The sequence below is a fragment of the Oenococcus kitaharae DSM 17330 genome (assembly GCF_000241055.1).
GTDB lineage: Bacteria > Bacillota > Bacilli > Lactobacillales > Lactobacillaceae > Oenococcus > Oenococcus kitaharae.
On sequence record NZ_CM001398.1, the window covers coordinates 1,014,856 to 1,038,855 of the forward strand.

Below are 24,000 nucleotides of genomic sequence, written 5' to 3' on the forward strand. Positions count from 1 at the left end.
CATATGTATGTCTGAGAAACTTTTTCAAAAACCTAAAGGGACGGCGGACCTGCTTCCGTCTGTCCAGCCGATTTGGCAAAAAATTACAGCTATTGCAAAGGAAATCTTCGAACACCGATATAATTTCGGCCGTATTGATACACCTTTATTTGAAAATTACGATATTTTTGAGCGGACATCTGGTGATTCATCCGATGTTGTCAGTAAGGAAATGTATGATTTTTACGATAAAGGCAAACGGCGGATGGCTTTGCGTCCGGAAGGGACTGCCGGTGTTGTCCGTGCCTACGTGGAAAATAAATTGTACGGACCTGAATATGAAAAGCCGGTAAATCTGTATTATCTGGAATCGATGTTTCGTTATGAACGGCCGCAAGCTGGGAGAATGCGGGAATTTCATCAACTCGGAGCAGAAAGCTTTGGATCGGATTCGCCATTTTTGGACGCGCAAGTGATTCAAATGGCAATTGATTTCTTCCAGGCTTTTAAGCTGACCAACTTATTGGTCAAGATTAATTCGCTGGGAAACGATGCCTCGCGTGCAGCTTTTCGTCAGGCTTTGGTCGATTACTTAAGTCAATATGAGGAACAGTTGAGCCAGGATTCGAAAGTCCGTTTGAAGACCAATCCTTTAAGGATTTTGGATTCAAAAGATGCCAATGATCAAAAGCTGCTCGTTGGTGCGCCGCAGATCTTGGATTATCTCGATCAGGATTCTAAAGACCGTTTCAAACAAGTGACGGATGCGCTAGATGCTTTTGGTGTTAATTATGAAATTGATGAGAAGCTGGTTCGTGGTTTGGATTACTATAACAACACGATTTTTGAAATTGAGACTCAGGATCCAAAACTCAAATCAGCAGCTACGATTTGTGGCGGCGGCCGTTATTCGGGGATGGTCGAAGAATTTGGCGGTCCGGATACACCGGCGATTGGTTTCGGCATCGGTCTGGAACGTTTGATTACTTTAATTGGCGAAGTCGAAGAGCGAGATCAGGTGGATGTTTATATCGTACAGACGGATTCCTCTGTGAGTGCTTTTGCTAATTTGTTGGCAAAACGTCTGCGTGAGACTTTTCATTTTTCTGTCCTGCTGGACTATACGAACCGCTCGATGAAATCGCAATTCCGGTCTGCTGATCGGACTAAAGCGAGCTATTCGATTGTGATTGGCGATCAAGAAGTGCAGAGCAAAGAATTGACATTGAAAAAGATGGCTGATGGCAGTCAGAAAAAAGTATTATTGGATAATTTAAGAATTGAGGATTTTTCATGACGACAAAACAAAGAACAATTTATGCCGGTCTGGTCGATGAAACATTGGCGGGACAACAGGTCACATTAAAGGGCTGGGTACAAAAACGCCGTGATTTAGGCGGCTTGATTTTCGTGGATTTGCGTGACCGCGAGGGAATTGTTCAGCTCACTTTTTCTGATGAATTTTCTGCTCAAGCTCGACAAACAGCTGAGAAAGTTCGCAGTGAATTTGTCATCGCTGTAACTGGCACAGTTTCATTAAGAGCTGATTCGGCTATTAATCCTAAAATGAAGACTGGCAAGATCGAAATTCTGGTTCACGAAGCAACAATTCTGGCTGAGTCGAAAACGCCTCCTTTCGATATTGAAGATGGCGTTGATGTGAATGAAGAATTAAAATTGAAATACCGTTATTTGGATTTGCGTCGTCCTGAAATGCAAAAAGGGCTTGTCCTTCGTTCAAAAATCATGTTGTCGACGATGCGTTTTATGGAAACGAATGGTTTTTTGAACATTGAAACGCCTTATTTGGCTAAAAGTACGCCAGAGGGTGCCAGAGACTATCTGGTGCCATCTCGTGTGTATCCGGGCAGCTTTTATGCACTCCCGCAGTCGCCACAATTGTTCAAGCAGCTTTTGATGGGTGCTGGCTTTGATCGTTACTTCCAAATCGCGCGTTGTTTTCGTGATGAAGATCTGCGTGGCGACCGCCAGCCGGAATTCACACAACTGGACATGGAAACTTCTTTCATGAACCAGAGTGAGATCAGGGATTTGGTCAATCGTTGGGTCGCACAGGTAATGTCGGATGTGGTTGGTGCTAAGGTCGATCCAGCTAAGTTCCCGATCCTGCATTGGCAGGAAGCAATGGATCGTTTTGGATCTGATAAACCTGATCTGCGTTTTGGCATTGAATTGCACGATCTTTCCGGCATTATGAAGCAGACTGATTTCTCTGTCTTTACTTCTGCCATCGAACAAGGTGGTTTTGTTAAAGCAATTGTGGCGCCAAATGGTTCTCAGCATTTTACGCGGAAAATGATCGACGCGCAAACGGATTACATCAAACGATTTAAGGCTAAGGGTTTGGCTTGGGTCAAATATAATAATGGTGAACTGACTGGACCGATTGCTAAATTCCTTACAGCCGTCAAAGATCAGTTAGTGGCTGCATTGTCTCTTAAAGATGGTGATATGGTCTTCTTTGCTGCTGGTACTTTTTCCGTTGTTTCTGATACTTTGGGTTATTTACGCAAGTATGTGGCTGAAGAGCTGCATTTGATCGATGAAAATAAATGGGATTTTGCTTGGATTGTCGATTGGCCGCTATTTGAATATTCAGAAGATTTCGGTCGTTGGATTGCTGCGCATCATCCTTTCACAATGCCTAATGAGGAAGATCTCCACTATTTGGATGATGATGAAGATCCGCATAAAGCTCACGCCCAATCATATGACCTGGTGTTAAACGGTTACGAGTTAGGGTCAGGTTCTATTCGTATTCACACAATGGATATACAAGAAAAGATGTTAAAAGCATTGGGCTTTACGCCTGAAAAAGCCGAACAGGCCTTTGGCTTTCTACTTGAAGCCATGGAATACGGTTTTCCACCAATGGGCGGTATCGCGTTAGGCTTGGACCGTCTGAGTATGCTGCTGGCTAAAAAGGATAATATTCGCGAAGTTATTGCCTTTCCAAAGAATTCAAATGCCACAGAACCTATGACTAAAGCGCCGTCACGGGTTTCTGAGAAACAGCTTCAAGAATTAGGCCTGCGTGTTCCCGATTAATTGGTATGTATGTCACATTTGGTTAATAATTGATACTGTTTTGTAAAATTAATGTAATATTAGAATGGTGAACAGAGAAGCAAAAAAGACAAGTTTTATTCCCGGAATTGAGGGTCTTCGGACACTTTCTGTTCTTGGAGTAATTCTTTTTCATTTGTGGCCGAAAATCTTTTCTGGTGGTTTTTCGGGCGTGACGGTCTTTTTTGTCGTCTCTGGTTTTTTGATGACTAGCATTGTTTTAAGGGATCTTGCAACATTTGGACACCTCCGCTTGAAGCGTTTCTATTTACGGCGCTTTTGGCGTTTATATCCAGCATTTGTTGTCATGATTTTATTGACCACGGCGCTTCTGTTTTTCTTTTTCCCAGCAGGATTATTCGGCATTCGTGGGACACTGATTAGTAATTTGTTTTATGTGAATAATTGGTACCAAATTCTTCATCAAGTCTCATATTTTGCTGCCGGTGCCCATTGGTCTGTTTTCACTCATTTGTGGTCCTTGTCTGTTGAGGCACAGTTTTATCTGATTTGGCCTCTGATGATTACTGCAATTCTTTATCTTGCCGATAAAAAATGGCAGTTTTCTTTGCTGATACCGGCATTTTTGGCACTTATTTCTTCATTTCTCTTGGCTGTATTTTATTCACCAGCTTCCACCAATCGTGCTTATTATGGAACGGATTCACGGGTGTTTTCGTTCATTATAGGAGGCATGGCGGCTATTCTCATCACACTGCTGCGTTCTCAGGCCTGCCCAGAAATACTGAGGCGCTTTCAGAAACTACTTACCAAGTATTCGGTATGGATTATTTCGGTGAGCTTTAGCGGCACATTAATACTTTTCGTGATTGCTAACGGTGTACAGGCATGGGTTTATGATTTTGGCATGCTCTTGTTGAGCATCTTCACAGCTTTATTAATTTACTATTTTGTGATGTTGCCGAAAAATCATTTTAACCTCATTATGGGAAACCGTTTCTTCAGATATATCGGATCTCGTTCGTACTCGATTTATCTCTATCAATTGCCGGTATTTGTTATCCTAGAAGAAATCTTTCGTAATTTTTCGCCTTTGGTTCATTTTTGGGTTGCGCTCTTCAGCATATTGCTGATTATGCTTTTTGCCGATTTGTCTTATCGTTGGATTGAGATGCCTTTTCGGCACGGCATGATTCATATGACAAGGCAGTCGTTGATGAGCCTGAAGAATGTGCTCACTGCGCTTTTAATAGCCTTGGCTTTAACGGGAACTTTTCTGGGCTTTATTTCTAATGATGCAACACATTCAAAATCGGCTGATCAGCTGCGTCGGCACTTGAAAAGTGAATCCAAAAAAATTTCGCGGCAAAATAGTCAGGCTGTATCAGCACGGCAAAGTGCCGTATCCAGTCAATCCGCCAAATCATCGCAATCTAGTGCAGCCCAAGGCCAAGATCAGCAGTTAGCAGGGATTTTCCAGACGAGTTCTGAGAATATTGCCAAAGTGCGCCAGCTAAGCGTTACAGCGATAGGCGACTCTGTTTTACTGGATGTGGGCCCAGATCTGCAGATGGCTATGCCTAAAGCAATTGTTAACGCCAGGATTGGCCGGCATACACAAGAGGCTATCGACTCTTTACAGACTTTGAAAGATGAAAAGAAGTTGGATCCGATTATTTTAATGGTCATTGGTACTAATGGCGAGATTTCAGCTGATAATATTCAGCAGGTACGGCACATCGCTGGAAACCGTCAAGTTTTCTGGGTTAATTCTTTTTCGGGCGGAAAGCCTTGGGAAGGGCCGAACAATAGTCTCTTGAGTAATTTTGATAAACAGGATTCGAATCTGCATGTGATTGATTGGTATAGCGGTGCGCATGCACACCCAGAGTGGTTTGCCCCTGATGGTGTCCACCCCCAACGAGCGGGAAATCGAGCCATGACCACCATGATTATTAATTCAATCGCAGACAGTGTTAAATAAAGATTTACATTTTTATCACAAAAAAATAGTAGAGCCTTGTTAACTAATTCTTTTGATTCCCTTTTTGTATTCTGCAATTTTACAAAATTATTGCATAGGAATCGAAGTGAATGTTTTTTGAAATAATTAAGAAAAGATTAAAAGCCACAATTTGTATCATATGAGGGAAGCTAGACAGTTAAAACGAAAAAGGCAAAGATGTTTAAAAGCGCTTTGTGTCCTAATCTTTTTCGGTTTGATTACCTTGTTCTCACCATCTTCAGTTGGATCGGCAGAAAAAGGATCTCCGTCGGCAGCACTTTCAGCCGCGAGAGGGATGGCTCGATCTATCGAACAAACCTCAACTACGTTTGCTGCCGCACCCGTCCAGCAAGTTAAAGTCAAAAAAATGTTGCTTGACCAGGATTATGCCAAAACTGCAGCCAGCTCGTCCGCTCCTGCCAGCAGCTTTTCTGCCACTCCTGCCAGCACGGCTAGCAGCAGCGTTGCTGCACCTGCCAGCGCACCGATTCGCAGTTCCTCATTGAGTTCTTCGACAACTGCATCAAATTCTGGATCTCAGGCTGCACCAATCCAGAATCCCGTCCCTGTCAAAGCTGCTGCACCTGCCAAAGTTTCAATACCTGCAAAACCATCTGCTCCGCTTCAATCACCAGCGCCTGCCCAAAGCAGCACGTCCACCAATCCTGTAATTACTGATATTAATTGGTTGATTCAAAAAGAATCTTCAGGGAATCCAGATGCTGAAAACGGTAGTTATAAAGGTATTGGCCAATTATCAGAATCTGCTTATCAGCAATATTTAGGCCGTAGTTGGGAACAAGTCAAGGGCAATTATGCGTTACAACTGCAGGCAATGCAGGCCTACATCCAGGATCGTTACGGATCTGTTGCGAATGCAATTGCATTTTGGCAGCAGAATGGCTGGTATTAATGCCTATCACAGAAAATTTTAAAAGTCCTTGCTCTGCAGGGACTTTTACTGTACTATAGACAGGTATGCCTTTTACGTTTTAAGGTTTAATACGGCCAAAAACGCCGGTATATCAAGGTTTAGTGATGATATTCAAGGTTGCGACACGCTCGGCACCGTTGCCATGGCGTCCAGATGTCGGTTTTTGAATGGAGCGAGCTGATTTTGAAAATCAACGAAAGGATAAATTATGGCAGAAAGAAAAATTCGGATCCGGTTAAAGGCTTATGAGCATCGTACGATCGATGTCTCTGCAGCGAAGATTGTCGAGACAGCAAAGCGCACTGGTGCTCAAGTTGTTGGGCCAATTCCTTTGCCAACTGAACGCACACTCTATACGATTCTGCGTTCACCTCATAAGCATAAGGATTCACGTGAACAATTCGAAATGCGTACACATAAGCGTTTGATTGATGTTGTTAACCCTACTGATAAGACGGTTGACTCTTTGAGAAAACTGGATCTTCCAGCAGGCGTCGCAATCGAAATCAAATTGTAATTTATAAAAGGAGAAAGTCATGACAAAAGGTATCTTAGGCCGAAAAATCGGTATGACTCAGGTTTTCACCAGCAAAGGTGAACTAGTTCCTGTCACTGTCATTGAAGTGCTGCCTAACACGGTTCTTCAAGTCAAGACTCCTGAGACGGACGGCTATTCAGCTGTTCAGCTTGGTGTCTTCGACAAGCGCAAGATTGCTGCTAACAAACCTGAACAAGGTCACGCAAAAAAAGCTAACGCGACCCCTAAGCGCTACATTCGCGAAATTCGTGACGCGGAAGGCGATTACAAACAAGGAGATCAAGTTGAAGTCAGCATTTTTAATGCTGGTGAATATGTTGATGTTCAAGGGATTACAAAGGGACATGGATTCCAGGGCTCAATTAAGCGTTTAGGACAGTCTCGTGGACCAATGGCTCACGGATCTCGTTATCACCGTCGTCCTGGTTCTATGGGCGCTATTATCAACAAAGTTTTCAAGGGCAAGCTGCTTCCTGGACAAATGGGTGGCGACATTCGCACCGCTCAGAAGCTGTTGGTTGTTGCCATTGATAAGAGCAGTAATTTAATTTTGATTAAAGGCAACGTCCCTGGTGCTAACAAGAGCTTTGTCACAATCAAGTCTACAGTGAAAGCTTACAAAGCAAGTGACATTAAATTGGCCGGCGCTGTTGGCCAAGAGACAACAAAAGAAACTACTACACAAAATACTCAAGCAGATGCTGATAATGGCGCTGCTTCCGCGAAATGAGAAAGGAGAACCAAATGACTAAAGTTGCTTTATTTAAACAAGATGGTGCCAAAGCTGGCGAAGTCGAATTAAACGATGCTGTTTTTGCGATTGTACCTAATGAAGCTGTTGTGACAGATGCCGTTTTGATGCAGCGTGCTTCAATGCGTCAAGGTACTCACTCAGTCAAAAATCGTTCTGCTGTTTCTGGTGGCGGAAGAAAACCATGGCGTCAGAAGGGAACTGGTAATGCCCGTCAAGGATCCATCCGTGCTCCTCAGTGGCGTGGCGGTGGTATCTCAATGGGACCTACACCTCGTTCTTATTCTTATAAGATCAATCGTAAAGCTTATCGCTTAGCACTAAAAAGTGCCTTATCCGATAAGGTTGCACAGCAGAATTTTATTGTTGTTGATAAATTTGATTTTGATAAGCCATCTACGAAACTCTTTGCGGAGAATTTGTCTAAATTGAATTCGACAAAGAAGACTTTGCTGGTCATTGATGCAGCAGATGAAAATGTCAAATTATCAGCAAGAAACCTGCCAAACGTGCAGGTTGTGACTGCCCAAGGTGTAAACGTTTATGACTTGGTTCGCGCACAAAAAGTGGTTATCGCAGAATCAGCCGCAAAGCAGGTTGAGGAGGGATTGAGCTAATGCAAGCACGCGATGTTATTTTACGGCCAATTATCACTGAAGCTTCTATGAGCGGCGCTGATAAAAAGGTTTATGTTTTCGAAGTAAACCGCAAAGCAACAAAGACTGATGTTAAAGCTGCTATTGCTGAAATCTTCAACGTTACAGTGAAAAAGGTTAATATTGCCAACGTTCGTGGTAAAAACAAGCGCATGGGACGATATGAAGGACTTACTCGTAACCGTAAAAAGGCTACTGTTAGTTTGACATCAGATTCACAAGCTATAGAAGTATTTCAAAATCAAGAAGAAAAAAAATAAGAAAGGAGTAACGCATGGCTATCAAGACTTATAAACCAACAACCAATGGTCGTCGTAATATGAGCGGATTTGATTTTTCCGTTATTACAAAGAAGACTCCGGAAAAAAGTTTGTTGGCAAAGAAATCAAAGACCGGAGCAAGAAATGCTGAAGGTCGAATGACCGTTCGCCATCATGGCGGCGGACATAAGCAGCAATACAGAGTTATTGATTTTAAGCGAACTAAAGACAGTTCTACTGCTTTGGTTAAAGCGATCGAATATGATCCAAATCGTACCTCTAATATTGCATTGCTTGTTTATGAAGACGGTGTAAAGAGCTACATCTTGGCGCCTAAGGGTCTGGAAGTTGGTACTAAAATCCAATCTGGTCCCGATGCCGATATTAAGGTCGGTAATGCGTTGCCGTTGAGCAACATTCCTGAAGGAACTTTAATTCATAACATTGAATTGAAGCCTGGAAAAGGAGGCCAGTTAGCTCGTTCTGCTGGTACCTCTGCACAAATCCTTGGTAAAGATGACGCTGGCAAATATGTAATTGTCCGCCTGTCTTCCGGCGAAGTTCGTATGATACTCGCTACCGCCCGTGCTACGATTGGCGAAGTTGGCAATGCAGAGCATTCATTAATCAGTTGGGGAAAAGCAGGCCGTTCACGCTGGCGCGGTAAGACACCGCATGTTCGTGGTTCAGTTATGAACCCGAATGACCACCCACATGGTGGTGGTGAAGGTAAAGCTCCTGTCGGTCATCCGAGTCCTATGAGCCCGTGGGGCAAGAAGTCTTATGGGAATAAGACTCGTGATAAGAAGAAGCCATCTACTAAGTTCATTGTTCGTGGACGGAAGGGTAAGTAATCGGAGGTTTAGATGAGTCGTAGTTTGAAAAAAGGACCTTTCGCTGATCCGTCATTATTGAAAAAGATTGATCAGTTCTCAGGCCAAAATAAAAAACCAGTCATCCGTACTTGGTCACGTCGTTCAACAATTTTCCCAAGTTTTATTGGATTTACAATTGCTGTTTATGATGGACGCAAGCACGTTCCGGTTTATATCCAAGACGATATGGTTGGTCACAAACTCGGTGAGTTTGTTCCAACTCGTACCTTCCGCGGTCATGCCGGTAGTGATGATAAGAAGACAGGAAAGTAAGGAGTAAGTTATGGCTGATAATGTTACATCTGCAAAAGCCACCGCTTATCAAGTTCGGATCGCAGCCCGTAAAGCACGATTGGTTCTTGATACAGTTCGTGGAAAGAGTGTCAACGAAGCTTATGCAATCCTGAAATTCCTGCCCAATACAGGAACCGAGCCAGTCTATAAGGTGCTCAATTCAGCGGTTGCTAATGCTGAGAATAATTTTGCCCTTGATCGGGCAGATCTTATTGTTAAAGAAGCTTACGCCAACGAAGGACCAACTCTCAAGCGTTTTCGTCCTCGTGCCAAGGGTGTTGCCTCAAAAATAAATAAACGTACAAGTCATATTACAATCATCGTTGCTGAGAACGATAAGAAAGGAGCTTAAAGATGGGCCAAAAGATTAATCCTATTGGATTCCGTGTTGGAATCATTCGTGATTGGGATGCCAAGTGGTATGCCGACAGAAAAGAATATGTTCCAACTTTGCAAGAAGATCTGCGTATTCGTAAATATCTTGAAAAGAATTTAAAAGATGCTGCCGTTGATCGTGTGATGATCGAGCGCACTGAACCAACTCGTATCAACTTGACAATTCATACTGCAAAGCCTGGTATTGTCATTGGTCGTGGTGGCGCAGACGTTGAACGCCTGCGCAGCGAGCTTTCCAAGTTAACGACGCCTTATAAAGGACAGCCAAAGCGTGTCAACATTAATATTGTTGAGATTCGCAAGCCTGACTTAAATGCTCATCTTGTTGGACAGCAGATTGCCTCTGATTTGGAGCGTCGTGTTGCTTTCCGTCGTGCGATGCGCGGTGCCATCCAAAGAGCGCAAAGAGCTGGTGCGAAGGGTATTCGTACCATGGTTTCCGGTCGTTTGAATGGTGCGGATATCGCTCGTAAGGAGCAATATACCGAAGGAACTGTCCCACTTCATACTCTGCGTGCAGATATTGATTATTCTTGGGATGAGGCTATGACATCATATGGTAATTTGGGTATCAAGACCTGGATCTACCGTGGTGATGCTGAGCACGGCCAGTTTATCAAAGATGAAGATGCAGAAGCTTCGGCTAATAGTCGTGGTTCTCGCAGCGGATCTCGTGGACGCGGCAATGCAGGTAGCCGTCAAGGCAACCGTCCCCGTCGCCCTCGTGCTGAACAGTCTGCTAATCAAGCAAGAACACAAGGAGGTAATAACTAATGTTAGTTCCTAAACGTGTTAAATACCGTCGTGTTCATCGTGGCCATATGCGCGGTGAAGCTAAAGGCGGTCGTACTGTTGCCTTTGGTGATTACGGTTTACAGGCAATTGAAAATAATTGGATCACCAATCGTCAAATCGAAGCTGCCCGTGTTGCGATGACTCGTTACATGAAGCGTGGCGGTAAAGTTTGGATTAAGATTTTCCCACAGAAATCTTACACTTCAAAGGGTGTAGGTGTTCGTATGGGTAACGGAAAAGGTGCTCCAGAAGGCTGGGTTGCACCAACTAAACGGGGAACAATTATGTTCGAAGTTGGTGGCGTAAACGAAGCTACTGCTAAGGAAGCTTTGCGTTTGGCAATGCATAAATTGCCAATTAAAGCTAAGATCGTTAGCAAAGCTGAAGCAGCAGAGGAGGTAAGCGCATAATGAAAGCTTCAGAACTTAAAGGTCTGTCTCGCGATGATTTGTTGAAGCGTGAAAAAGATGCAAAAACTGAGCTCTTCAATTTGCGTTTCCAACAAGCTGCTGGACAGTTAGAAAACACTGCTCGTCTTTCAACAGTTAAAAAAGACATTGCAAGAATCAAAACAGAGCTTCGTGCTCAAGAAATCGCGGCTGGAAAGGCTAAGGCATAAGGAGGTTATTATGAGTGAAGAACGTAATGCACGTAAAGTTTACCGTGGACGTGTCGTTTCCGATAAGATGGATAAGACGATTTCTGTCGCAGTTGAAACTTATAAGAATCATCCTGTATACGGCAAGCGAGTTAAGTACACGAAAAAGCTTAAGGCACATGATGAGAACAATACTGCTAAGTTGAATGATATTGTTGAAATCATGGAAACCCGTCCACTATCCGCTACTAAACGTTTTCGTTTGGTTCGTGTAGTTGAAGAAGCAGTGATCTTATAATAATTTGAAAGGAGCGGAACTATGATTCAGCAAGAAAGTCGCCTAAAAGTTGCAGATAACTCGGGCGCTCGTGAAATTTTAACAATTAAAGTTCTTGGTGGTTCAGGTCGGAAGTTTGCTAATATCGGTGACATGATTGTCGCTACGGTTAAGCAAGCTATTCCAGGCGGTACTGTCAAGAAAGGCGATGTCGTTAAAGCTGTTATTGTTCGTACGGTACGTGGTATTCATCGTATTGACGGATCTTATATCAAGTTTGACGAAAACGCCGCGGTTATTGTCAGAGATGATAAGACGCCTGTCGGCACGCGTATTTTCGGCCCTGTGGCTCGTGAATTACGTGATAATGAATATATGCGTATCGTTAGTCTTGCGCCGGAAGTTCTATAAAGGGGGATCACATGAATATTAAAACCGGAGATAAAGTCCGCGTGATCGCTGGTAAGGACAAAGGCAAAGAAGGAACGGTTACCAAGGTTATCTTGAAAACTGATCGTGTCGTTGTTGAAGGCGTGAACAAAGTAAAAAAGCATCAAAAGCCGACTCAGGCAGAGCCTAAGGGCGGTATCGTTGAGAAAGAGGCTGCTTTGCATGTTTCTAATGTGAAGCTGGTAGATGCCTCATCTCAAAAGAATCATCGTGTTAACAAAAACGATGAGAATAAAAAATAATCGGGAGAAATCATTTTCATGGTAAATGCATTAAAAGAGAAATATGTTAATGAAGTTCAACCGGCTTTGATCTCTAAGTTTAGCTATCAGTCATCAATGCAAGCACCAAAACTCGAGAAGATTGTCTTGAATATGGGTGTTGGTGATGCTGTTACTAATTCAAATAACTTAGACGAAGCTGTTGCTGAACTCAGATTAATTGCTGGTCAGCAGCCGGTTATCACAAAGGCTAAGAAATCTATTGCTGGTTTTCGTCTTCGTGAAGGTATGAGTATTGGAAGCAAAGTTACATTACGCGGTGACCGCATGTATGATTTTTTGGACAAACTGATCAATGTCGCTCTGCCTCGTGTGCGTGATTTTCGTGGAACTTCAAAGAAGTCTTTCGATGGTCGTGGAAACTACACATTAGGTATCAAAGAACAACTCATTTTTCCCGAAATTAATTATGATGATGTTAATCGTGTTCGTGGACTTGATATCGTTATTGTTACTACGGCCAACACTGATGAAGAAGGCTTGGCATTGCTGAGTCAGCTCGGTTTGCCGTTTGCAAAATAATCATTAAGAACAGAAACAAAGTACCGCTATTGGGCAAGAGTGCTTTTTAGATAGATTATCCAAGGATGTTTTGTCTAAAAAGTTATTTGCTACGCGACAACTGTAGGAAGGATAAAAATTATGACAATGACTGATCCCATCGCAGATTTTCTGACTCGTATTCGTAATGCGAACATGGTTCGCCATGAAAACGTCGAGGTGCCTGCTTCAAAGATCAAAGTTAGTATGGCTCAAATCCTCAAGGATGAAGGCTTTATTAATGATTACCAAATCGTCGATACACCAAATAAGCAAGGCTTGATTTCGTTAAACTTAAAATACGGTCCTAATCGTGAACGTGTTATCACAGGATTGAAGCGTATTTCAAAACCCGGTCTTCGTTCTTATGTATCTTCGGATGCTGTTCCCAAAGTTTTGAATGGCTTGGGAATTGCAATTTTATCAACATCGGAAGGTGTTTTAACAGATAAGGCAGCTCGTGCAAAGAAAATCGGTGGCGAAGTTATCGCTTTCGTCTGGTAATTTAGTACATGGTTCATTTATCTAGAAAAGGAGAAAACCATGAGTCGTATTGGAAATAAAGAAATCACCGTTCCTGCCGGTGTTGAAGTTAAGCAGGATCAAGAAATTGTGACCGTGAAGGGACCGAAAGGTGAAATTTCTCGGCCTATTGCTAGTGCAATTTCGATGACAATTAACGGTAATGAAATCAAGTTTAGTCGTCCCGATGATTCAAATCGCAACAAAGCTTTGCATGGTACAACACGTGCAAATGTTGCTAATATGATTGAAGGCGTTTCTAATGGCTTCAAAAAAAATCTTGAACTCGTTGGTGTTGGATATCGTGCTTCTAAACAAGGTGACAAACTTGTTTTGACAGTTGGATTTTCACATCCAGTGGAGTTTGCTGCTCGTGATGGGTTGACCGTTAACGTGCCTGACTCTACTCATATTTCTGTGGAAGGTATTTCTAAACAACGTGTTGGAGATTTCGCTGCAGAAATTCGTGGTGTCCGTCCTCCTGAACCTTATAAAGGTAAGGGAATTCGTTATGAAGGCGAAGTTGTACGCCGTAAGGAAGGTAAGACTGGTAAGTAACCGGCCTTAAATATAAAAAGGAAGCATTGCTATGATCACAAAACCAGATAAAAACAAGACGCGTCAAAGGCGTCACGCGCGTGTGCGCGGAAAGATTTCTGGTACTGCACAGCGCCCCCGTTTGAGCGTATTCCGTTCGAATTCAAACATCTACGCACAAGTAATTGATGACGTAGCGGGTGTAACGCTAGCAAGTGCCTCTACTTTGGATAAAGAAAACCAAGGTGGAACAAAATCTGAACAAGCTGCAAAAGTTGGCGAATCTGTTGCTAAAGCGGCTACGAAAAAAAATATCACGGAAGTTGTTTTTGACCGTAGTGGATATCTCTACCATGGTCGCGTTGAAGCATTAGCTGATGGCGCTCGTGAAGCAGGTTTGAAATTCTAAAGGAGAGGAGGAGAAGTTATGGCAGAATATATTAACCCAAATGCACTTGGTGATCTTGAAGAAAATGTTGTTTCGATCAACCGTGTTACAAAAGTTGTTAAAGGTGGCCGGCGTTTGCGTTTTGCTGCGTTGGTTATCGTTGGTGACAAAAATGGCCATGTTGGTTATGGTACTGGTAAAGCACAAGAAGTCCCAGAAGCAATTCGAAAAGCAGTTGAAGATGCTAAGCGTCATTTAGTTGAGGTGCCAACTGTTGGAACAACGATTCCTCATGATGTCCTTGGAGTTGATGGTGGCGGAAAAGTGCTTTTGAAACCCGCCTCTGAAGGTTCTGGAGTCGCTGCAGGTGGTTCTACTCGGCCGATTATGGAACTAGCCGGTGTTGCCGATGTTACGGCTAAGTCACTTGGTTCATCTACGGCGGTCAACGTTGTTCGCGCAACTTTTGATGCTTTGACAAATTTGAAGGAAGCCAAGGTCGTCGCTGCATTACGCGGTGTTGATCTTGGACAATAATGGAGGAGAAATGGCTGATTTAAAAATTACTTTAATTAAAAGTATTGCACATCGCGAGCCTAGACAAAGAGTGATTGCGAAGTCCCTTGGTTTGGGTCGTGTGCACTCCTCTGTTGTTCGCCCCGATAACGCTGCGACTCGTGGCATTATTTTTAAGATCGCTCATCTTGTAACAGTTGAGGAGGTTAACTAAATGGATTTATCAACTTTAAAACCAGTTGCTGGCTCTAGAAAAGCGGCTACTCGTAAGGCCCGTGGTTTTGGCGGTAAAGGTAAGACTGCTGGTCGTGGTCAAAAGGGCCAGAAGGCTCGTGAAGGAAAGAAACTTCGTTTGAGCTTTGAAGGTGGTCAAATGCCTTTGATGAGGCGTATGCCAAAAAGAGGTTTCAATAATTTTTCTCGTAAAGAGTTTGCCATTGTTAACTTGGATATGCTGAACAAATTTGATGACGGTGCCACGGTTTCAGCTGCTTCCTTGGTTGATGCAGGTTTAATTAAAAAAGAGTTGTCAGGTGTAAAAGTATTAGCATCTGGTAAACTAGAGAAGAAGCTTACGATCCAAGTAAGCAAAGCCTCTAAGGCTGCTCAAACTGCGATTGCACAAGCAGGCAGTACACTTGTATTCACAAGTGCTCAGGATGATTCAGAAAACTAATTACATGTTTAATTTATTATCAAAAGCCTTTAAACAAAAGGAAATTCGCGTTCGGATCTATTGGACCTTGTTTATCTTACTCGTCTATAGATTTGGCGCATACATAACGGTCCCAGGGGTTAATGCAAGTGCCTTGACCAGATTGATGAATCAGACGTCTTTGCTGTCTATTCTGAATTTATTTTCAGGTGGCGGCTTGTCAGCATATTCATTGTTTGCACTTGGTGTTAGCCCATACGTTACGGCTCAAATTGTTATTCAGCTGTTGCAAATGGACATTGTACCAAAATTAGTCGAATGGTCGAAACAAGGTGAGACAGGGAGACGCAAGACAAACCAAATTACAAGGTATTTAACAATTGTTTTGGCCTTTTTCCAGTCTATTGGTATAACTGCTGGTTTGAATGCTCTTGGACAACCCATCGGTGTAACTTTGCTGAAAGACAGCTCATTTAATTCATACTTCGTGATAGCTATCATCATGACTATTGGCTCCATGTTCTCTGTATGGCTTGGGGAGCAGATTCAAGATAAAGGGATTGGCAATGGTGTATCAATGATTATTTTTGCCGGAATCGTTGCCCAGCTTTTTCCTAGCCTTTGGCAGCTTTTCCGAGCTGATGTGATTGAGGGACCGGGCGTAAATGGATGGATCAGTTTTGGCGTTCTTTTCTTAGCTCTGTTGATCGTGGTTACTATAGTCACATGGTTCTATGGTGCTGTTCGCCGTCTGCCAATGCAGTATACACGATCAGAACGCGACTATGGTGACGAGAGTTATTTGCCTCTACGTGTCAACGTTTCCGGTGTGATTCCTGTCATCTTTGCTTCATCTTTGATTACGACACCTCAAACAATTTTGCAGGCTTTTGTTGGATCGTGGGGCAATCAGCCATGGTACCGCGTTGCATCTAATATTTTTAGTTTGCAAACCTGGGAGGGTACGTTTGCGTACGGTATTATGATTGTGTTATTCACTTTCTTCTATGCTTTTGTCCAGGTTAACCCTGAGAAAGTTTCCGAGAATTTGCAGAAGCAGGGTTCGTACATCATTGGTGTTCGGCCCGGCGAAGAAACGAAAAAGTTCCTAAGTCGTCTGTTAAATCGTTTGTCCGGCCCAGGATCTGTATTTTTGGCTGTTGTTGCCGTCGTGCCGCTCCTTGCTCAGAACTTTGGTTTTTTGGATGCAAATTCTGGAATTGGTCTCGGCGGAACAAGCCTCTTAATCGTCATTGGTGTCGCTGTTGACTTAATGCGCCAGATCGAAGGACTCACCGAGAAGAAAAACTACATTGGTCTGATCCGTTCTCATCCTTATTTTGATAAAGAAATTTCGGAAGGAAGAATTTAGAATGTCTAAAAATATTGTAATGCTTGGTCTACCCGGGGTTGGCAAAGGAACCAATGCTGAAGTATTGTCTCAAGATTTTAACTTGCCACATATTTCAACGGGCGATATTTTTCGTGCAGCTATGTCGAACCACACTGATTTAGGTGACAAAGCAAAGTCTTTTATAGATGCAGGAAACCTAGTTCCTGACGATGTGACAAATGGCATCGTTAACCAACGCTTAAACGAAGCTGATGTTTTATCTGCTTCGGGCTTTATTCTTGATGGATATCCTAGAAATCCTGAACAAGCTGACTCTCTTGAAGCTTTTTTGGAGAAGAGGAACCAAAAAGTCGATGCAGTTATTTATCTTCAGGCATCACAAGGGCTGGTGACTGAAAGAATGTTAGCACGTGGACGGGCAGATGACCTGCCAGAGGTGATTGCGCATCGAATCGAGGTTGCCAAATCAGAAACAATGCCTCTCGTTGAATATTATCGTCGTAAGGATAACTTGTTTGTTGTAGAGGCAGCCGGTGAAGTTAAGGATGTTTATGCTAAAGTAAAAGAAGTTATCTCAAATCTATAAAAGGTTTGATTTTTTTGCTATTGGCTGATATAATTTGAAGGTTGACCGTATAAAATTTGGAGGTAAGAGTGGCAGGTAACGATGTTATTGAGATTGAAGGAGTAATTAAGGAAACAAAGCCGAATGCTAACTTCATTGTGGAGTTGGAGAATGGTGCTCAAATACAGGCCGGGGTTTCTGGCAAGATTCGAAAGAATTACATCCGTATTCTCGTTGGAGATCGTGTAACGGTTGAAATGTCGCCATACGATTTGACTAAGGGTCGAATCACTTATCGTCACAAATAAGACGAGACAACAATCAGTTAACCGAATAGGAGGAATAGATTGTGAAAGTACGTCCATCTGTAAAGCCGATGTGTGATCAATGCCGTGTTATTAAGCGGAATGGTCGTGTTATGGTCATTTGTTCAGCAAATCCCAAGCACAAACAGCGTCAAGGCAAGTAATTTTATTGGCAGGCCGGTGGCATAAAGAACCGACATACATAGAAAGGAGGAATTGTTATGGCTCGTATTGCAGGAATAGATTTACCACGTGATAAAAGACTCGTGATTGGTCTTACTTATATATATGGAATCGGTAATACAACCGCTGAGAAAATCTTAGCGGAAGCTGGTGTCAGTGAAGATGTTCGTGTGCGTGACCTTAGCCCTGAAGATGAGGATAAGGTTCGTGCAACAGTTGACAAATTGAACTTGACACTTGAGGGCGATCTTCGTAGAGAAGTCAGTTTGAATATAAAAGGACTTCAAGAGATTGCATCATACCGAGGCATTCGTCATCGTCGTGGCTTGCCCGTTCGCGGACAGCATACGAAGAATAATGCGCGTACACGCAAAGGCCCAGCTAAAGCAATTGCTGGCAAGAAGAAGTAATTAATTAAGAAAGGAGATTTTTTCAATATGGCAAGTCGTACAAGTCGTACAAGTAGTCGTAAACGCCGTGTTAAAAAGAATATCGAAAAGGGTGTTGCACATATCCATTCAACTTTCAATAACACGATCGTTATGATTACCGATGAAGTTGGAAACGCCGTTTCCTGGTCATCAGCTGGTTCGCTGGGCTTTAAGGGTTCTCGTAAGTCTACTCCTTTTGCTGCTCAACTTGCTGGTGAAGCTGCTGCAAAGGCTGCAATCGAACAAAATATGCATAGCGTTGCAATCAGTGTGAAGGGACCTGGTCCTGGACGTGAATCTGCAATTCGTGCCGTTGCTGCTGCTGGTCTTGAAATTACTGCGATCAGTGACGTAACCCCAGTTCCTCATAACGGTTCTCGTCCACCGAAACAGCGTCGAGCATAATAAATATATAGGAGAGGCAAATATATGATCGAATTTCAAAAGCCAACAATTTCGACCGTCGAAGAATCAGAAAAATATGGAAAGTTTGTTGCCGAACCTCTTGAGCGTGGCTATGGCACGACTCTTGGTAATTCTTTGAGAAGAGTCTTACTTTCTAGCCTCCCGGGTGCAGCAATTAATTCCGTACAGATCGATGGCGTACTTCACGAATTCACAACGATTGACGGCGTAACGGAAGATGTTACGCAAATCATTTTGAATCTTAAGAAGGTCGCTTTAAGAATTGACTCTGATGAACAGAAGACGCTTGAAGTTGACTTTAGTGGCGCTGGAGAGTTAACTGCCGGTGATATCAAGGGTGATGGTGACGTTGAAATTCTGAATCCTGACTTGCATCTAGCAACTGTTTCGGCCGGAAAAAGTCTGCATATGACTTTGACTGCCGTTCGTGGCCGTGGATATGATTCGGCGGAAGAAAACAAGGCAAAAATGGAACTTGGTATTGGTGTACTTGCAATTGATTCTATCTATACACCAATTTCTAAAGTAAACTATACTGTTGAAAAAACGCGTGTTGGTCATCGTGATGATTATGACAAACTGAGTCTAGAAGTTTGGACTGATGGATCTGTTACACCAAGCGAAGCTTTGAGTCTTGGCTCAAAAATATTAACAGAACATCTTTCTTTGTTTATCGACCTTAGCAATGCTGGTCAAAAAGAGATGATGTTAGATCCTGATGCGGTTGAAACTGTAATGGAGAAAAAGGAACCGATTGAAGAGCTTGAGCTCTCAGTTCGTTCTTTCAATTGCTTAAAACGTGCTGGAATTAACACGATTGAGGATCTTACGAATAAAACTCTTCATGATATGGGTGAGGTGCGTAATTTGGGCCGTAAGTCACTTGAAGAGATCATTCAAAAGCTCGCCGAGCGGGGACATTCGTTTAAGCAGGATGTTGAAAACCAATAATTGAAGTAATTCAGAAAGGAGTAATCATGGGATATCGTAAATTACAAAGAACCAAATCTCAGCGAAAAGCGCTTTTGCGTGATTTAACGACAAATTTAATTCTTAATGGACGAATTCAGACAACTGAAGCTCGTGCAAAAGAAGTTCGTCGTCAAGCTGAAAAAATGATTACGCTTGGAAAACGTGGCGATCTTGCTGCTCGACGTTTAGCTGCAGCATATCTTCGCGATGTTGAAGATGAAAATAAAATCAAGAATGCGACTAGTGCAGAGGATGTTGTCGAACAAAAGGCTGTAAAGACTTTGTTTGGTGATGTGGCACCCCGTTTTCAGAGTAGAAATGGTGGTTACACTAGGATTTATAAGCTTGGACAGCGTCGTGGTGACGCTGCACCAATGGCTTTGTTAGAATTAGTTGATTAAAATATCATAAGCGTAATTCAAAGGCTTCTAATGAGAGGCTTTTTTATTACGCTTTTTTGTTTTTTCAGGTCAGCCTTTGTTAAAATTCTAGTGATGGCTTCAGCAATTGCAATTAATGATCTATCTTTTACATTTGAAGATGGGTTGCCGCTCTTCCATAATCTTGTTCTTACCGTAGAGAAAGGTGAGTGGCTTTCGATTGTAGGCAGAAACGGATCAGGCAAAACAACGCTCATGCGTTTAATCCTAGGATTAGAGACCGCTAGTGCGGGGACTGTTGAAATTAATGGTCGATTGGGAGCTGTTTTTCAGAACCCAGAAGATCAATTTATCGGAGCGACTGTTGAGGATGAGTTGGCATTTGGATTGGAAAACCAAGAACTGAGTCCTGATCTGATGCCTGAGAAAATTGATCGTGTCTTAAATGAAGTTGGTATGTCGGGATATGGTAAAAGTTTGCCGGACCAATTGTCCGGTGGCCAAAAACAAAGGATCGCGATTGGATCGGCTCTGATCATTGATGCTGATATTTTGATCTTCGATGAAGCGACTAGTATGTTGGACCCCGTCGGCAGAAAATCGATTCTGCATTTGTTGTCCGACCTGCACCGGCACGATCCTAATCTCACAATCATTAATATTACCCATGATGCGGACGAAATCATTTCGAGCCAACGTATCCTGGTCCTCGAGGATGGAAAAATTATTGCAGACAGACCAACGATTGAGCTGATGACTGATAGGCCTTTTTTAAAGGAGCACCACTTAGCCGAAACTTTTGCATCAAAATTGGCAGACCGGCTAAACAAAAATCGACCGAGTCAAACCCAAATTCCAAGGAATGTGATTTCAAACGATCAATTAATCTCATGGCTATTGAATTTCAACAAGTAAATTACCATTATAAAACGCTTCCTCAAGAGAAGTTTTTTTCGCTAAAAAAATTATCATTGCGCATTAACGAAGGGGATTTTATTCTCGTTGCTGGTTCAACTGGTTCAGGAAAAACCACATTCCTAAAATTATTGGATACGTTAATTTTGCCTAGTGATGGTCAAATCATTTTTCAAGATCAGGTCGTCAATCGTAGAAGCTCTGAGAAAGCTCTAATGAGAATCCGCCGTTTTTTTGCCTTTGTTTTGCAGTTTCCGCAACGCCAACTTTTTGCAAATACAGTTTTAGAAGATGTTGCATTCTCTGCTTTAAATTTTGGGGATAGCAAAGCAGTCGCTGAAAAAAAGGCCGCTGAAATCTTAGAGCGTGTCGGATTAGAAAAAAAACTTTGGCAGCGGCCAGTCTTTAATTTATCAGTGGGGCAGATGCGCAAAGCTGCTATTGCAGGTTCTTTAGTGAATCACCCACGATATTTATTATTAGATGAGCCGACCGCTGGAATGGATGAATACGCTAAAAAGGATTTGCTGGAACTTTTGGAACAGCTTCATAAAGATGGTTCGACCATTATTGTTGTGAGCCACGATTTGGATATTTTTGTGCCTTTTGCAAGCAGGATGTTTTTCTTTTCTGATGGCCAATTGCTTTTCGACCAAAGCCCTGCGCAGCTATATTCCCAAAAAAATATCCAGGGTCTTCAAATACCGACTGCCGTTTATTATGCGCGTCAACTGGGATTGAAAAAGACGCCTTTGTCACTGGAAGAGCTAGCTGAGGCAATTAATGAATAGTTTATTTGGACGCTTTATACCAACTGATTCTTTTATTGCCCGTTTGGATCCTCGAACAAAAATTATTATTGATTTCTTTTTTGTGATTGTTCTATTTTTAACCCAATCCTGGTTGGATTACGCCCTATTAGCTTTATTTGTCATTTGTGGGATTATTTTTTCCAAAATCCCCTTCAAAATTTATTTGTCGGGTTTGAAATCAATTATTTTTCTAGTTATATTCATGATTTTGGTTCAATTTTTACTGACGCCACCAATTAATCAGGCGGACATTCTTTTCAAATTTGGCTGGTTTAAAATTTCAATGTCCGCATTAAACAATGCGGCCATATTTGCACTGAGATTCTTTTTTATGATTTTGGTGACAACGTTAATGACGGCCACCACTGCACCAACGGCCATTGCCGATGGTATTGCGAGCCTTTTAAAACCACTGGGTAAGTTAGGGCTGGATACAAAAACATTTGCGCTTTTAATTTCAATGTCTTTGAGATTTGTACCAATTTTGTCGGATGAATTTGCAACCATTGTTGATGCCCAACGTTCTCGAGGCCTTAGCCTCCGAACGGGCGGGCTGATCAAAAGAGTTAAAGCTCTTATTCCTATGATAATTCCCTTGATCAGCGTTGCTTTTAATAAGGCTTTGGCTTTGGCTGATACGATGGAGGTACGCGGCTTCGTCAATGCAAAAAATCGAACAAGTTTTCATCATTTGCATTTTCAGATTTTGGATTGGTTAATTTTAACTGTTTTCTTTGTTATGCTTTTTTGGATTGTTATTTAAGTCTATGCAAAATTATAAGGTCACAATTTCATATGATGGGCATGCTTTTGAAGGTTTTCAAAGTCAAAATCGTCCCGGCAGCCGGACTGTTCAAGATGAGCTGAATAAAGTGGTCTCGAAGATGGCCAAACGACCAATGAAAGTTGTTGGTGCTAGTCGAACTGATGCGGGTGTTCATGCCAACGGACAAGTCGTTAATTTTGTTTTTCCCTTTAACTTAAGCGAACGGGCGATATTGATGGGGATGAACAGTCAATTGCCATTGGATATTCTGGTTCGAAAGGTTGAATATGCGCCTCTTACCTTTAATGCTCGTCGGAGCAGCCATGAAAAACGCTACTTGTATCGTGTGTCAACGAGTAAATTCGTCGACCCTTTCAAAAGATTTTATACTGGCCACTATTTTTGGCATTTGGATTTAGATAGAATTAATCAAGCACTTCCTGATTTATTAGGCGAACATGATTTTGCTTCCTTTGCAGCTTCAGGGAACCAGACTGCGACGACGATTAGGCGGATAACGTCTGCCCGTTTGCAAGCGATCCCAGATCGAGATGAGCTATTATTTATTTTTCAAGGCAATGCATTTTTGTATAACCAGATTAGAATTATGGTCGGTGTGTTATTAGAAATTGGCAACAAAACACGTCCGGTTCATGATATTCGGCGTTTAATCGAAGTGAAAGACCGCCAACAGGCACGTTTTACAGCCCCAGCATCTGGGTTATACTTAGACGAGGTTTACTATGAGCCAATGGATTAAAACAATCGAATATTTTGTCGGTCAGGATGATCAGACACCCAATATTGCTGTTATCGAGATTAATCATCCTGAAGATGATCCCGATGGCCGCCAACTTGATAAGTTACTGGAAGACTCCCAATTATTTTCACCTTTCAATGACGAAACCAAAAAATATGATCGCTTTTTGACCATGACAATGGCGGAAGATTTTTTTGCACAAGTAGGTTTAGAAGTATTTAGTCGACTGAGTTCTGATCCTGTTTACGATGTTGTCATATTTTTCGATACGACTATTAAAGGTTTCTTGCCTGTACCCACAACACAGTTAGCACAATTTGTTCAGCAGGTGATGGCCAAAGATCAAGAAAATGCTGGCTTAACCGTTCAGCAGCCCAGTCATGAGGCTTTGAATCGTTTTTACAAACTGCAGACCAAGGATACTGAAAAAATTGAGAACCCGGCTTTACAAACGGCACTAGATGCCGACCAATTGGACGACACAAATATTAATACTCTTCTTTCAAATGCTGTTTTCCTGATGCCGACACGTATCAAAAAGAGGAGGATCCGACAGGAAAAAATAGACTTTTTCTTATTGTCTCAGCAAGATCAGCCTCAAATCAGTTATCTGCCAATTTTTTCTGATTGGGATCACTTGGCACAGTGGTACTTCTCTGAGAGTGCGAACGGTTATAACGAAGATGACAATGCCGAAATTATCGCAGTTCCTGCCGAAGGATTGAAGGAAATTCGTGGTAACATAGGAGATGCTGTTTCGAATATCGTTTTGAATCCGACAACGAACGATTTTATTTTGGATCTGTCTGATTCGGATCAGAAAGATAACGCCTGAG

Annotated in this window: 37 protein-coding genes; all 37 read left to right on the forward strand. The window is 42.4% G+C overall.

Annotation, left to right across the window (positions count from 1 at the left end; all coding sequences use genetic code 11):
- Window positions 1-7: 7 nt before the first annotated feature.
- A complete protein-coding gene (gene hisS, locus OKIT_RS05030; protein ID WP_007745854.1) occupies window positions 8-1,276 on the forward strand; it encodes a histidine--tRNA ligase in 1,269 nt (422 codons plus the stop codon).
- Window positions 1,273-3,048 carry an aspartate--tRNA ligase gene (gene aspS, locus OKIT_RS05035; protein WP_007745855.1) on the forward strand — a complete coding sequence of 592 codons (1,776 nt, stop codon included), beginning with the start codon at window positions 1,273-1,275 and terminating at the stop codon, window positions 3,046-3,048. The genes hisS and aspS overlap by 4 nt, the downstream gene beginning before the upstream one ends.
- 64 nt (window positions 3,049-3,112) lie before the next feature.
- Window positions 3,113-5,011 carry an acyltransferase family protein gene (locus OKIT_RS09530; protein WP_007745856.1) on the forward strand — a complete coding sequence of 633 codons (1,899 nt, stop codon included), beginning with the start codon at window positions 3,113-3,115 and terminating at the stop codon, window positions 5,009-5,011.
- A 160-nt stretch (window positions 5,012-5,171) separates the two neighbouring features.
- Window positions 5,172-5,945 carry an aggregation-promoting factor C-terminal-like domain-containing protein gene (locus OKIT_RS05045; RefSeq protein ID WP_007745857.1) on the forward strand — a complete coding sequence of 258 codons (774 nt, stop codon included), beginning with the start codon at window positions 5,172-5,174 and terminating at the stop codon, window positions 5,943-5,945.
- A gap of 229 nt (window positions 5,946-6,174) precedes the next feature.
- Window positions 6,175-6,483: a 30S ribosomal protein S10 gene (gene rpsJ, locus OKIT_RS05050; RefSeq protein WP_007745858.1), complete on the forward strand. Its 309-nt coding sequence runs from the start codon at window positions 6,175-6,177 to the stop codon at window positions 6,481-6,483.
- 19 nt (window positions 6,484-6,502) lie between these two features.
- Window positions 6,503-7,234: a 50S ribosomal protein L3 gene (rplC, locus tag OKIT_RS05055; protein ID WP_007745859.1), complete on the forward strand. Its 732-nt coding sequence runs from the start codon at window positions 6,503-6,505 to the stop codon at window positions 7,232-7,234.
- Between the two features lie 14 nt (window positions 7,235-7,248).
- A complete protein-coding gene (gene rplD, locus OKIT_RS05060) occupies window positions 7,249-7,872 on the forward strand; it encodes a 50S ribosomal protein L4 (RefSeq protein WP_007745860.1) in 624 nt (207 codons plus the stop codon).
- Entirely contained in the window at window positions 7,872-8,171 is a 300-nt protein-coding gene (gene rplW, locus OKIT_RS05065; protein WP_007745861.1) for a 50S ribosomal protein L23, read from the forward strand. Before rplD ends, rplW begins: the two co-directional genes overlap by 1 nt.
- 14 nt (window positions 8,172-8,185) lie before the next feature.
- Window positions 8,186-9,025 (forward strand): 50S ribosomal protein L2, encoded by an 840-nt coding sequence (gene rplB / locus OKIT_RS05070; protein WP_007745863.1) that lies wholly within the window; start codon window positions 8,186-8,188, stop codon window positions 9,023-9,025.
- A 12-nt stretch (window positions 9,026-9,037) separates the two neighbouring features.
- On the forward strand, window positions 9,038-9,319 hold the full coding sequence (rpsS, locus tag OKIT_RS05075; protein ID WP_007745865.1) for a 30S ribosomal protein S19: 282 nt from the start codon (window positions 9,038-9,040) through the stop codon (window positions 9,317-9,319).
- 10 nt (window positions 9,320-9,329) lie between these two features.
- Window positions 9,330-9,692: a 50S ribosomal protein L22 gene (rplV, locus tag OKIT_RS05080; protein WP_007745867.1), complete on the forward strand. Its 363-nt coding sequence runs from the start codon at window positions 9,330-9,332 to the stop codon at window positions 9,690-9,692.
- A gap of 2 nt (window positions 9,693-9,694) precedes the next feature.
- Complete coding sequence (rpsC, locus tag OKIT_RS05085) at window positions 9,695-10,510, forward strand: 30S ribosomal protein S3 (RefSeq protein ID WP_007745869.1); 816 nt, start codon at window positions 9,695-9,697, stop codon at window positions 10,508-10,510.
- Complete coding sequence (rplP, locus tag OKIT_RS05090; RefSeq protein ID WP_007745872.1) at window positions 10,510-10,941, forward strand: 50S ribosomal protein L16; 432 nt, start codon at window positions 10,510-10,512, stop codon at window positions 10,939-10,941. The genes rpsC and rplP overlap by 1 nt, the downstream gene beginning before the upstream one ends.
- Window positions 10,941-11,150, forward strand: a complete 210-nt coding sequence (gene rpmC, locus OKIT_RS05095) for a 50S ribosomal protein L29 (protein WP_007745874.1) — start codon at window positions 10,941-10,943, stop codon at window positions 11,148-11,150. The genes rplP and rpmC overlap by 1 nt, the downstream gene beginning before the upstream one ends.
- A 10-nt stretch (window positions 11,151-11,160) precedes the next feature.
- Window positions 11,161-11,427 (forward strand): 30S ribosomal protein S17, encoded by a 267-nt coding sequence (gene rpsQ, locus OKIT_RS05100; protein ID WP_007745875.1) that lies wholly within the window; start codon window positions 11,161-11,163, stop codon window positions 11,425-11,427.
- A 21-nt stretch (window positions 11,428-11,448) separates the two neighbouring features.
- Complete coding sequence (rplN, locus tag OKIT_RS05105) at window positions 11,449-11,817, forward strand: 50S ribosomal protein L14 (RefSeq protein WP_007745876.1); 369 nt, start codon at window positions 11,449-11,451, stop codon at window positions 11,815-11,817.
- A gap of 11 nt (window positions 11,818-11,828) precedes the next feature.
- Window positions 11,829-12,098 (forward strand): 50S ribosomal protein L24, encoded by a 270-nt coding sequence (rplX, locus tag OKIT_RS05110; RefSeq protein ID WP_007745877.1) that lies wholly within the window; start codon window positions 11,829-11,831, stop codon window positions 12,096-12,098.
- A gap of 18 nt (window positions 12,099-12,116) precedes the next feature.
- Window positions 12,117-12,659 carry a 50S ribosomal protein L5 gene (rplE, locus tag OKIT_RS05115; RefSeq protein WP_007745878.1) on the forward strand — a complete coding sequence of 181 codons (543 nt, stop codon included), beginning with the start codon at window positions 12,117-12,119 and terminating at the stop codon, window positions 12,657-12,659.
- A 120-nt stretch (window positions 12,660-12,779) separates the two neighbouring features.
- Window positions 12,780-13,181 (forward strand): 30S ribosomal protein S8, encoded by a 402-nt coding sequence (gene rpsH, locus OKIT_RS05120; RefSeq protein WP_007745880.1) that lies wholly within the window; start codon window positions 12,780-12,782, stop codon window positions 13,179-13,181.
- Between the two features lie 39 nt (window positions 13,182-13,220).
- Window positions 13,221-13,757 carry a 50S ribosomal protein L6 gene (rplF, locus tag OKIT_RS05125; RefSeq protein ID WP_007745882.1) on the forward strand — a complete coding sequence of 179 codons (537 nt, stop codon included), beginning with the start codon at window positions 13,221-13,223 and terminating at the stop codon, window positions 13,755-13,757.
- Between the two features lie 31 nt (window positions 13,758-13,788).
- On the forward strand, window positions 13,789-14,145 hold the full coding sequence (rplR, locus tag OKIT_RS05130) for a 50S ribosomal protein L18 (RefSeq protein ID WP_007745884.1): 357 nt from the start codon (window positions 13,789-13,791) through the stop codon (window positions 14,143-14,145).
- Window positions 14,146-14,163: 18 nt separating this feature from the next.
- On the forward strand, window positions 14,164-14,661 hold the full coding sequence (gene rpsE, locus OKIT_RS05135) for a 30S ribosomal protein S5 (RefSeq protein WP_007745885.1): 498 nt from the start codon (window positions 14,164-14,166) through the stop codon (window positions 14,659-14,661).
- Window positions 14,662-14,671: 10 nt separating this feature from the next.
- A complete protein-coding gene (rpmD, locus tag OKIT_RS05140; RefSeq protein WP_007745886.1) occupies window positions 14,672-14,854 on the forward strand; it encodes a 50S ribosomal protein L30 in 183 nt (60 codons plus the stop codon).
- A complete protein-coding gene (gene rplO, locus OKIT_RS05145) occupies window positions 14,855-15,316 on the forward strand; it encodes a 50S ribosomal protein L15 (protein ID WP_007745887.1) in 462 nt (153 codons plus the stop codon).
- 4 nt (window positions 15,317-15,320) lie between these two features.
- Window positions 15,321-16,667: a preprotein translocase subunit SecY gene (gene secY, locus OKIT_RS05150; RefSeq protein ID WP_028291670.1), complete on the forward strand. Its 1,347-nt coding sequence runs from the start codon at window positions 15,321-15,323 to the stop codon at window positions 16,665-16,667.
- A gap of 1 nt (window position 16,668) precedes the next feature.
- Window positions 16,669-17,235, forward strand: coding sequence for an adenylate kinase (locus OKIT_RS05155; RefSeq protein ID WP_007745890.1), 567 nt, complete (start codon window positions 16,669-16,671; stop codon window positions 17,233-17,235).
- Between the two features lie 68 nt (window positions 17,236-17,303).
- Complete coding sequence (gene infA / locus OKIT_RS05160; RefSeq protein WP_007745892.1) at window positions 17,304-17,522, forward strand: translation initiation factor IF-1; 219 nt, start codon at window positions 17,304-17,306, stop codon at window positions 17,520-17,522.
- 41 nt (window positions 17,523-17,563) lie between these two features.
- Window positions 17,564-17,683 carry a 50S ribosomal protein L36 gene (gene rpmJ, locus OKIT_RS09535; protein ID WP_011677525.1) on the forward strand — a complete coding sequence of 40 codons (120 nt, stop codon included), beginning with the start codon at window positions 17,564-17,566 and terminating at the stop codon, window positions 17,681-17,683.
- 57 nt (window positions 17,684-17,740) lie between these two features.
- Window positions 17,741-18,112: a 30S ribosomal protein S13 gene (rpsM, locus tag OKIT_RS05165; RefSeq protein ID WP_007745894.1), complete on the forward strand. Its 372-nt coding sequence runs from the start codon at window positions 17,741-17,743 to the stop codon at window positions 18,110-18,112.
- A 27-nt stretch (window positions 18,113-18,139) separates the two neighbouring features.
- Entirely contained in the window at window positions 18,140-18,538 is a 399-nt protein-coding gene (gene rpsK, locus OKIT_RS05170) for a 30S ribosomal protein S11 (RefSeq protein ID WP_007745896.1), read from the forward strand.
- A gap of 24 nt (window positions 18,539-18,562) precedes the next feature.
- On the forward strand, window positions 18,563-19,510 hold the full coding sequence (locus OKIT_RS05175; protein WP_007745898.1) for a DNA-directed RNA polymerase subunit alpha: 948 nt from the start codon (window positions 18,563-18,565) through the stop codon (window positions 19,508-19,510).
- Window positions 19,511-19,536: 26 nt separating this feature from the next.
- The gene (gene rplQ / locus OKIT_RS05180; RefSeq protein WP_007745900.1) at window positions 19,537-19,932 is read left to right on the forward strand and encodes a 50S ribosomal protein L17; all 396 of its coding nucleotides are present in this window, start codon (window positions 19,537-19,539) and stop codon (window positions 19,930-19,932) included.
- Between the two features lie 93 nt (window positions 19,933-20,025).
- Window positions 20,026-20,826 carry an ATP-binding cassette domain-containing protein gene (locus OKIT_RS05185; protein ID WP_007745901.1) on the forward strand — a complete coding sequence of 267 codons (801 nt, stop codon included), beginning with the start codon at window positions 20,026-20,028 and terminating at the stop codon, window positions 20,824-20,826.
- A complete protein-coding gene (locus tag OKIT_RS05190; RefSeq protein ID WP_007745902.1) occupies window positions 20,802-21,617 on the forward strand; it encodes an energy-coupling factor ABC transporter ATP-binding protein in 816 nt (271 codons plus the stop codon). Before OKIT_RS05185 ends, OKIT_RS05190 begins: the two co-directional genes overlap by 25 nt.
- Entirely contained in the window at window positions 21,610-22,401 is a 792-nt protein-coding gene (locus tag OKIT_RS05195) for an energy-coupling factor transporter transmembrane component T family protein (protein WP_007745904.1), read from the forward strand. Before OKIT_RS05190 ends, OKIT_RS05195 begins: the two co-directional genes overlap by 8 nt.
- A 4-nt stretch (window positions 22,402-22,405) precedes the next feature.
- The gene (gene truA, locus OKIT_RS05200) at window positions 22,406-23,164 is read left to right on the forward strand and encodes a tRNA pseudouridine(38-40) synthase TruA (RefSeq protein ID WP_007745906.1); all 759 of its coding nucleotides are present in this window, start codon (window positions 22,406-22,408) and stop codon (window positions 23,162-23,164) included.
- Entirely contained in the window at window positions 23,148-23,999 is an 852-nt protein-coding gene (locus tag OKIT_RS05205) for an SseB family protein (protein ID WP_007745908.1), read from the forward strand. Before truA ends, OKIT_RS05205 begins: the two co-directional genes overlap by 17 nt.
- The last annotated feature ends 1 nt before the right edge of the window (window position 24,000 follow it).

Bases quoted from the DNA above. Each gene is read 5' to 3' on its own strand.
- truA (WP_007745906.1), top strand. From the start codon at position 22,406: ATGCAAAATTATAAGGTCACAATTTCATATGATGGGCATGCTTTTGAA.
- OKIT_RS05190 (WP_007745902.1), top strand. From the start codon at position 20,802: ATGGCTATTGAATTTCAACAAGTAAATTACCATTATAAAACGCTTCCT.
- OKIT_RS05195 (WP_007745904.1), top strand. From the start codon at position 21,610: ATGAATAGTTTATTTGGACGCTTTATACCAACTGATTCTTTTATTGCC.
- rpsE (WP_007745885.1), top strand. From the start codon at position 14,164: ATGGCAGAATATATTAACCCAAATGCACTTGGTGATCTTGAAGAAAAT.
- hisS (WP_007745854.1), top strand. From the start codon at position 8: ATGTCTGAGAAACTTTTTCAAAAACCTAAAGGGACGGCGGACCTGCTT.
- rplW (WP_007745861.1), top strand. From the start codon at position 7,872: ATGCAAGCACGCGATGTTATTTTACGGCCAATTATCACTGAAGCTTCT.
- rpmC (WP_007745874.1), top strand. From the start codon at position 10,941: ATGAAAGCTTCAGAACTTAAAGGTCTGTCTCGCGATGATTTGTTGAAG.
- OKIT_RS09530 (WP_007745856.1), top strand. From the start codon at position 3,113: ATGGTGAACAGAGAAGCAAAAAAGACAAGTTTTATTCCCGGAATTGAG.
- OKIT_RS05155 (WP_007745890.1), top strand. From the start codon at position 16,669: ATGTCTAAAAATATTGTAATGCTTGGTCTACCCGGGGTTGGCAAAGGA.
- rplC (WP_007745859.1), top strand. From the start codon at position 6,503: ATGACAAAAGGTATCTTAGGCCGAAAAATCGGTATGACTCAGGTTTTC.
- rpmD (WP_007745886.1), top strand. From the start codon at position 14,672: ATGGCTGATTTAAAAATTACTTTAATTAAAAGTATTGCACATCGCGAG.
- rpsC (WP_007745869.1), top strand. From the start codon at position 9,695: ATGGGCCAAAAGATTAATCCTATTGGATTCCGTGTTGGAATCATTCGT.
- rplV (WP_007745867.1), top strand. From the start codon at position 9,330: ATGGCTGATAATGTTACATCTGCAAAAGCCACCGCTTATCAAGTTCGG.
- rplN (WP_007745876.1), top strand. From the start codon at position 11,449: ATGATTCAGCAAGAAAGTCGCCTAAAAGTTGCAGATAACTCGGGCGCT.
- rpsM (WP_007745894.1), top strand. From the start codon at position 17,741: ATGGCTCGTATTGCAGGAATAGATTTACCACGTGATAAAAGACTCGTG.
- rplE (WP_007745878.1), top strand. From the start codon at position 12,117: ATGGTAAATGCATTAAAAGAGAAATATGTTAATGAAGTTCAACCGGCT.
- rplF (WP_007745882.1), top strand. From the start codon at position 13,221: ATGAGTCGTATTGGAAATAAAGAAATCACCGTTCCTGCCGGTGTTGAA.
- rpsK (WP_007745896.1), top strand. From the start codon at position 18,140: ATGGCAAGTCGTACAAGTCGTACAAGTAGTCGTAAACGCCGTGTTAAA.
- rplR (WP_007745884.1), top strand. From the start codon at position 13,789: ATGATCACAAAACCAGATAAAAACAAGACGCGTCAAAGGCGTCACGCG.
- rpsS (WP_007745865.1), top strand. From the start codon at position 9,038: ATGAGTCGTAGTTTGAAAAAAGGACCTTTCGCTGATCCGTCATTATTG.
- rpsH (WP_007745880.1), top strand. From the start codon at position 12,780: ATGACAATGACTGATCCCATCGCAGATTTTCTGACTCGTATTCGTAAT.
- rplD (WP_007745860.1), top strand. From the start codon at position 7,249: ATGACTAAAGTTGCTTTATTTAAACAAGATGGTGCCAAAGCTGGCGAA.
- OKIT_RS05185 (WP_007745901.1), top strand. From the start codon at position 20,026: ATGGCTTCAGCAATTGCAATTAATGATCTATCTTTTACATTTGAAGAT.
- rplX (WP_007745877.1), top strand. From the start codon at position 11,829: ATGAATATTAAAACCGGAGATAAAGTCCGCGTGATCGCTGGTAAGGAC.
- OKIT_RS05045 (WP_007745857.1), top strand. From the start codon at position 5,172: ATGAGGGAAGCTAGACAGTTAAAACGAAAAAGGCAAAGATGTTTAAAA.
- rplP (WP_007745872.1), top strand. From the start codon at position 10,510: ATGTTAGTTCCTAAACGTGTTAAATACCGTCGTGTTCATCGTGGCCAT.
- rplQ (WP_007745900.1), top strand. From the start codon at position 19,537: ATGGGATATCGTAAATTACAAAGAACCAAATCTCAGCGAAAAGCGCTT.
- rplB (WP_007745863.1), top strand. From the start codon at position 8,186: ATGGCTATCAAGACTTATAAACCAACAACCAATGGTCGTCGTAATATG.
- secY (WP_028291670.1), top strand. From the start codon at position 15,321: ATGTTTAATTTATTATCAAAAGCCTTTAAACAAAAGGAAATTCGCGTT.
- rplO (WP_007745887.1), top strand. From the start codon at position 14,855: ATGGATTTATCAACTTTAAAACCAGTTGCTGGCTCTAGAAAAGCGGCT.
- aspS (WP_007745855.1), top strand. From the start codon at position 1,273: ATGACGACAAAACAAAGAACAATTTATGCCGGTCTGGTCGATGAAACA.
- OKIT_RS05175 (WP_007745898.1), top strand. From the start codon at position 18,563: ATGATCGAATTTCAAAAGCCAACAATTTCGACCGTCGAAGAATCAGAA.
- rpsJ (WP_007745858.1), top strand. From the start codon at position 6,175: ATGGCAGAAAGAAAAATTCGGATCCGGTTAAAGGCTTATGAGCATCGT.
- OKIT_RS05205 (WP_007745908.1), top strand. From the start codon at position 23,148: ATGAGCCAATGGATTAAAACAATCGAATATTTTGTCGGTCAGGATGAT.
- rpsQ (WP_007745875.1), top strand. From the start codon at position 11,161: ATGAGTGAAGAACGTAATGCACGTAAAGTTTACCGTGGACGTGTCGTT.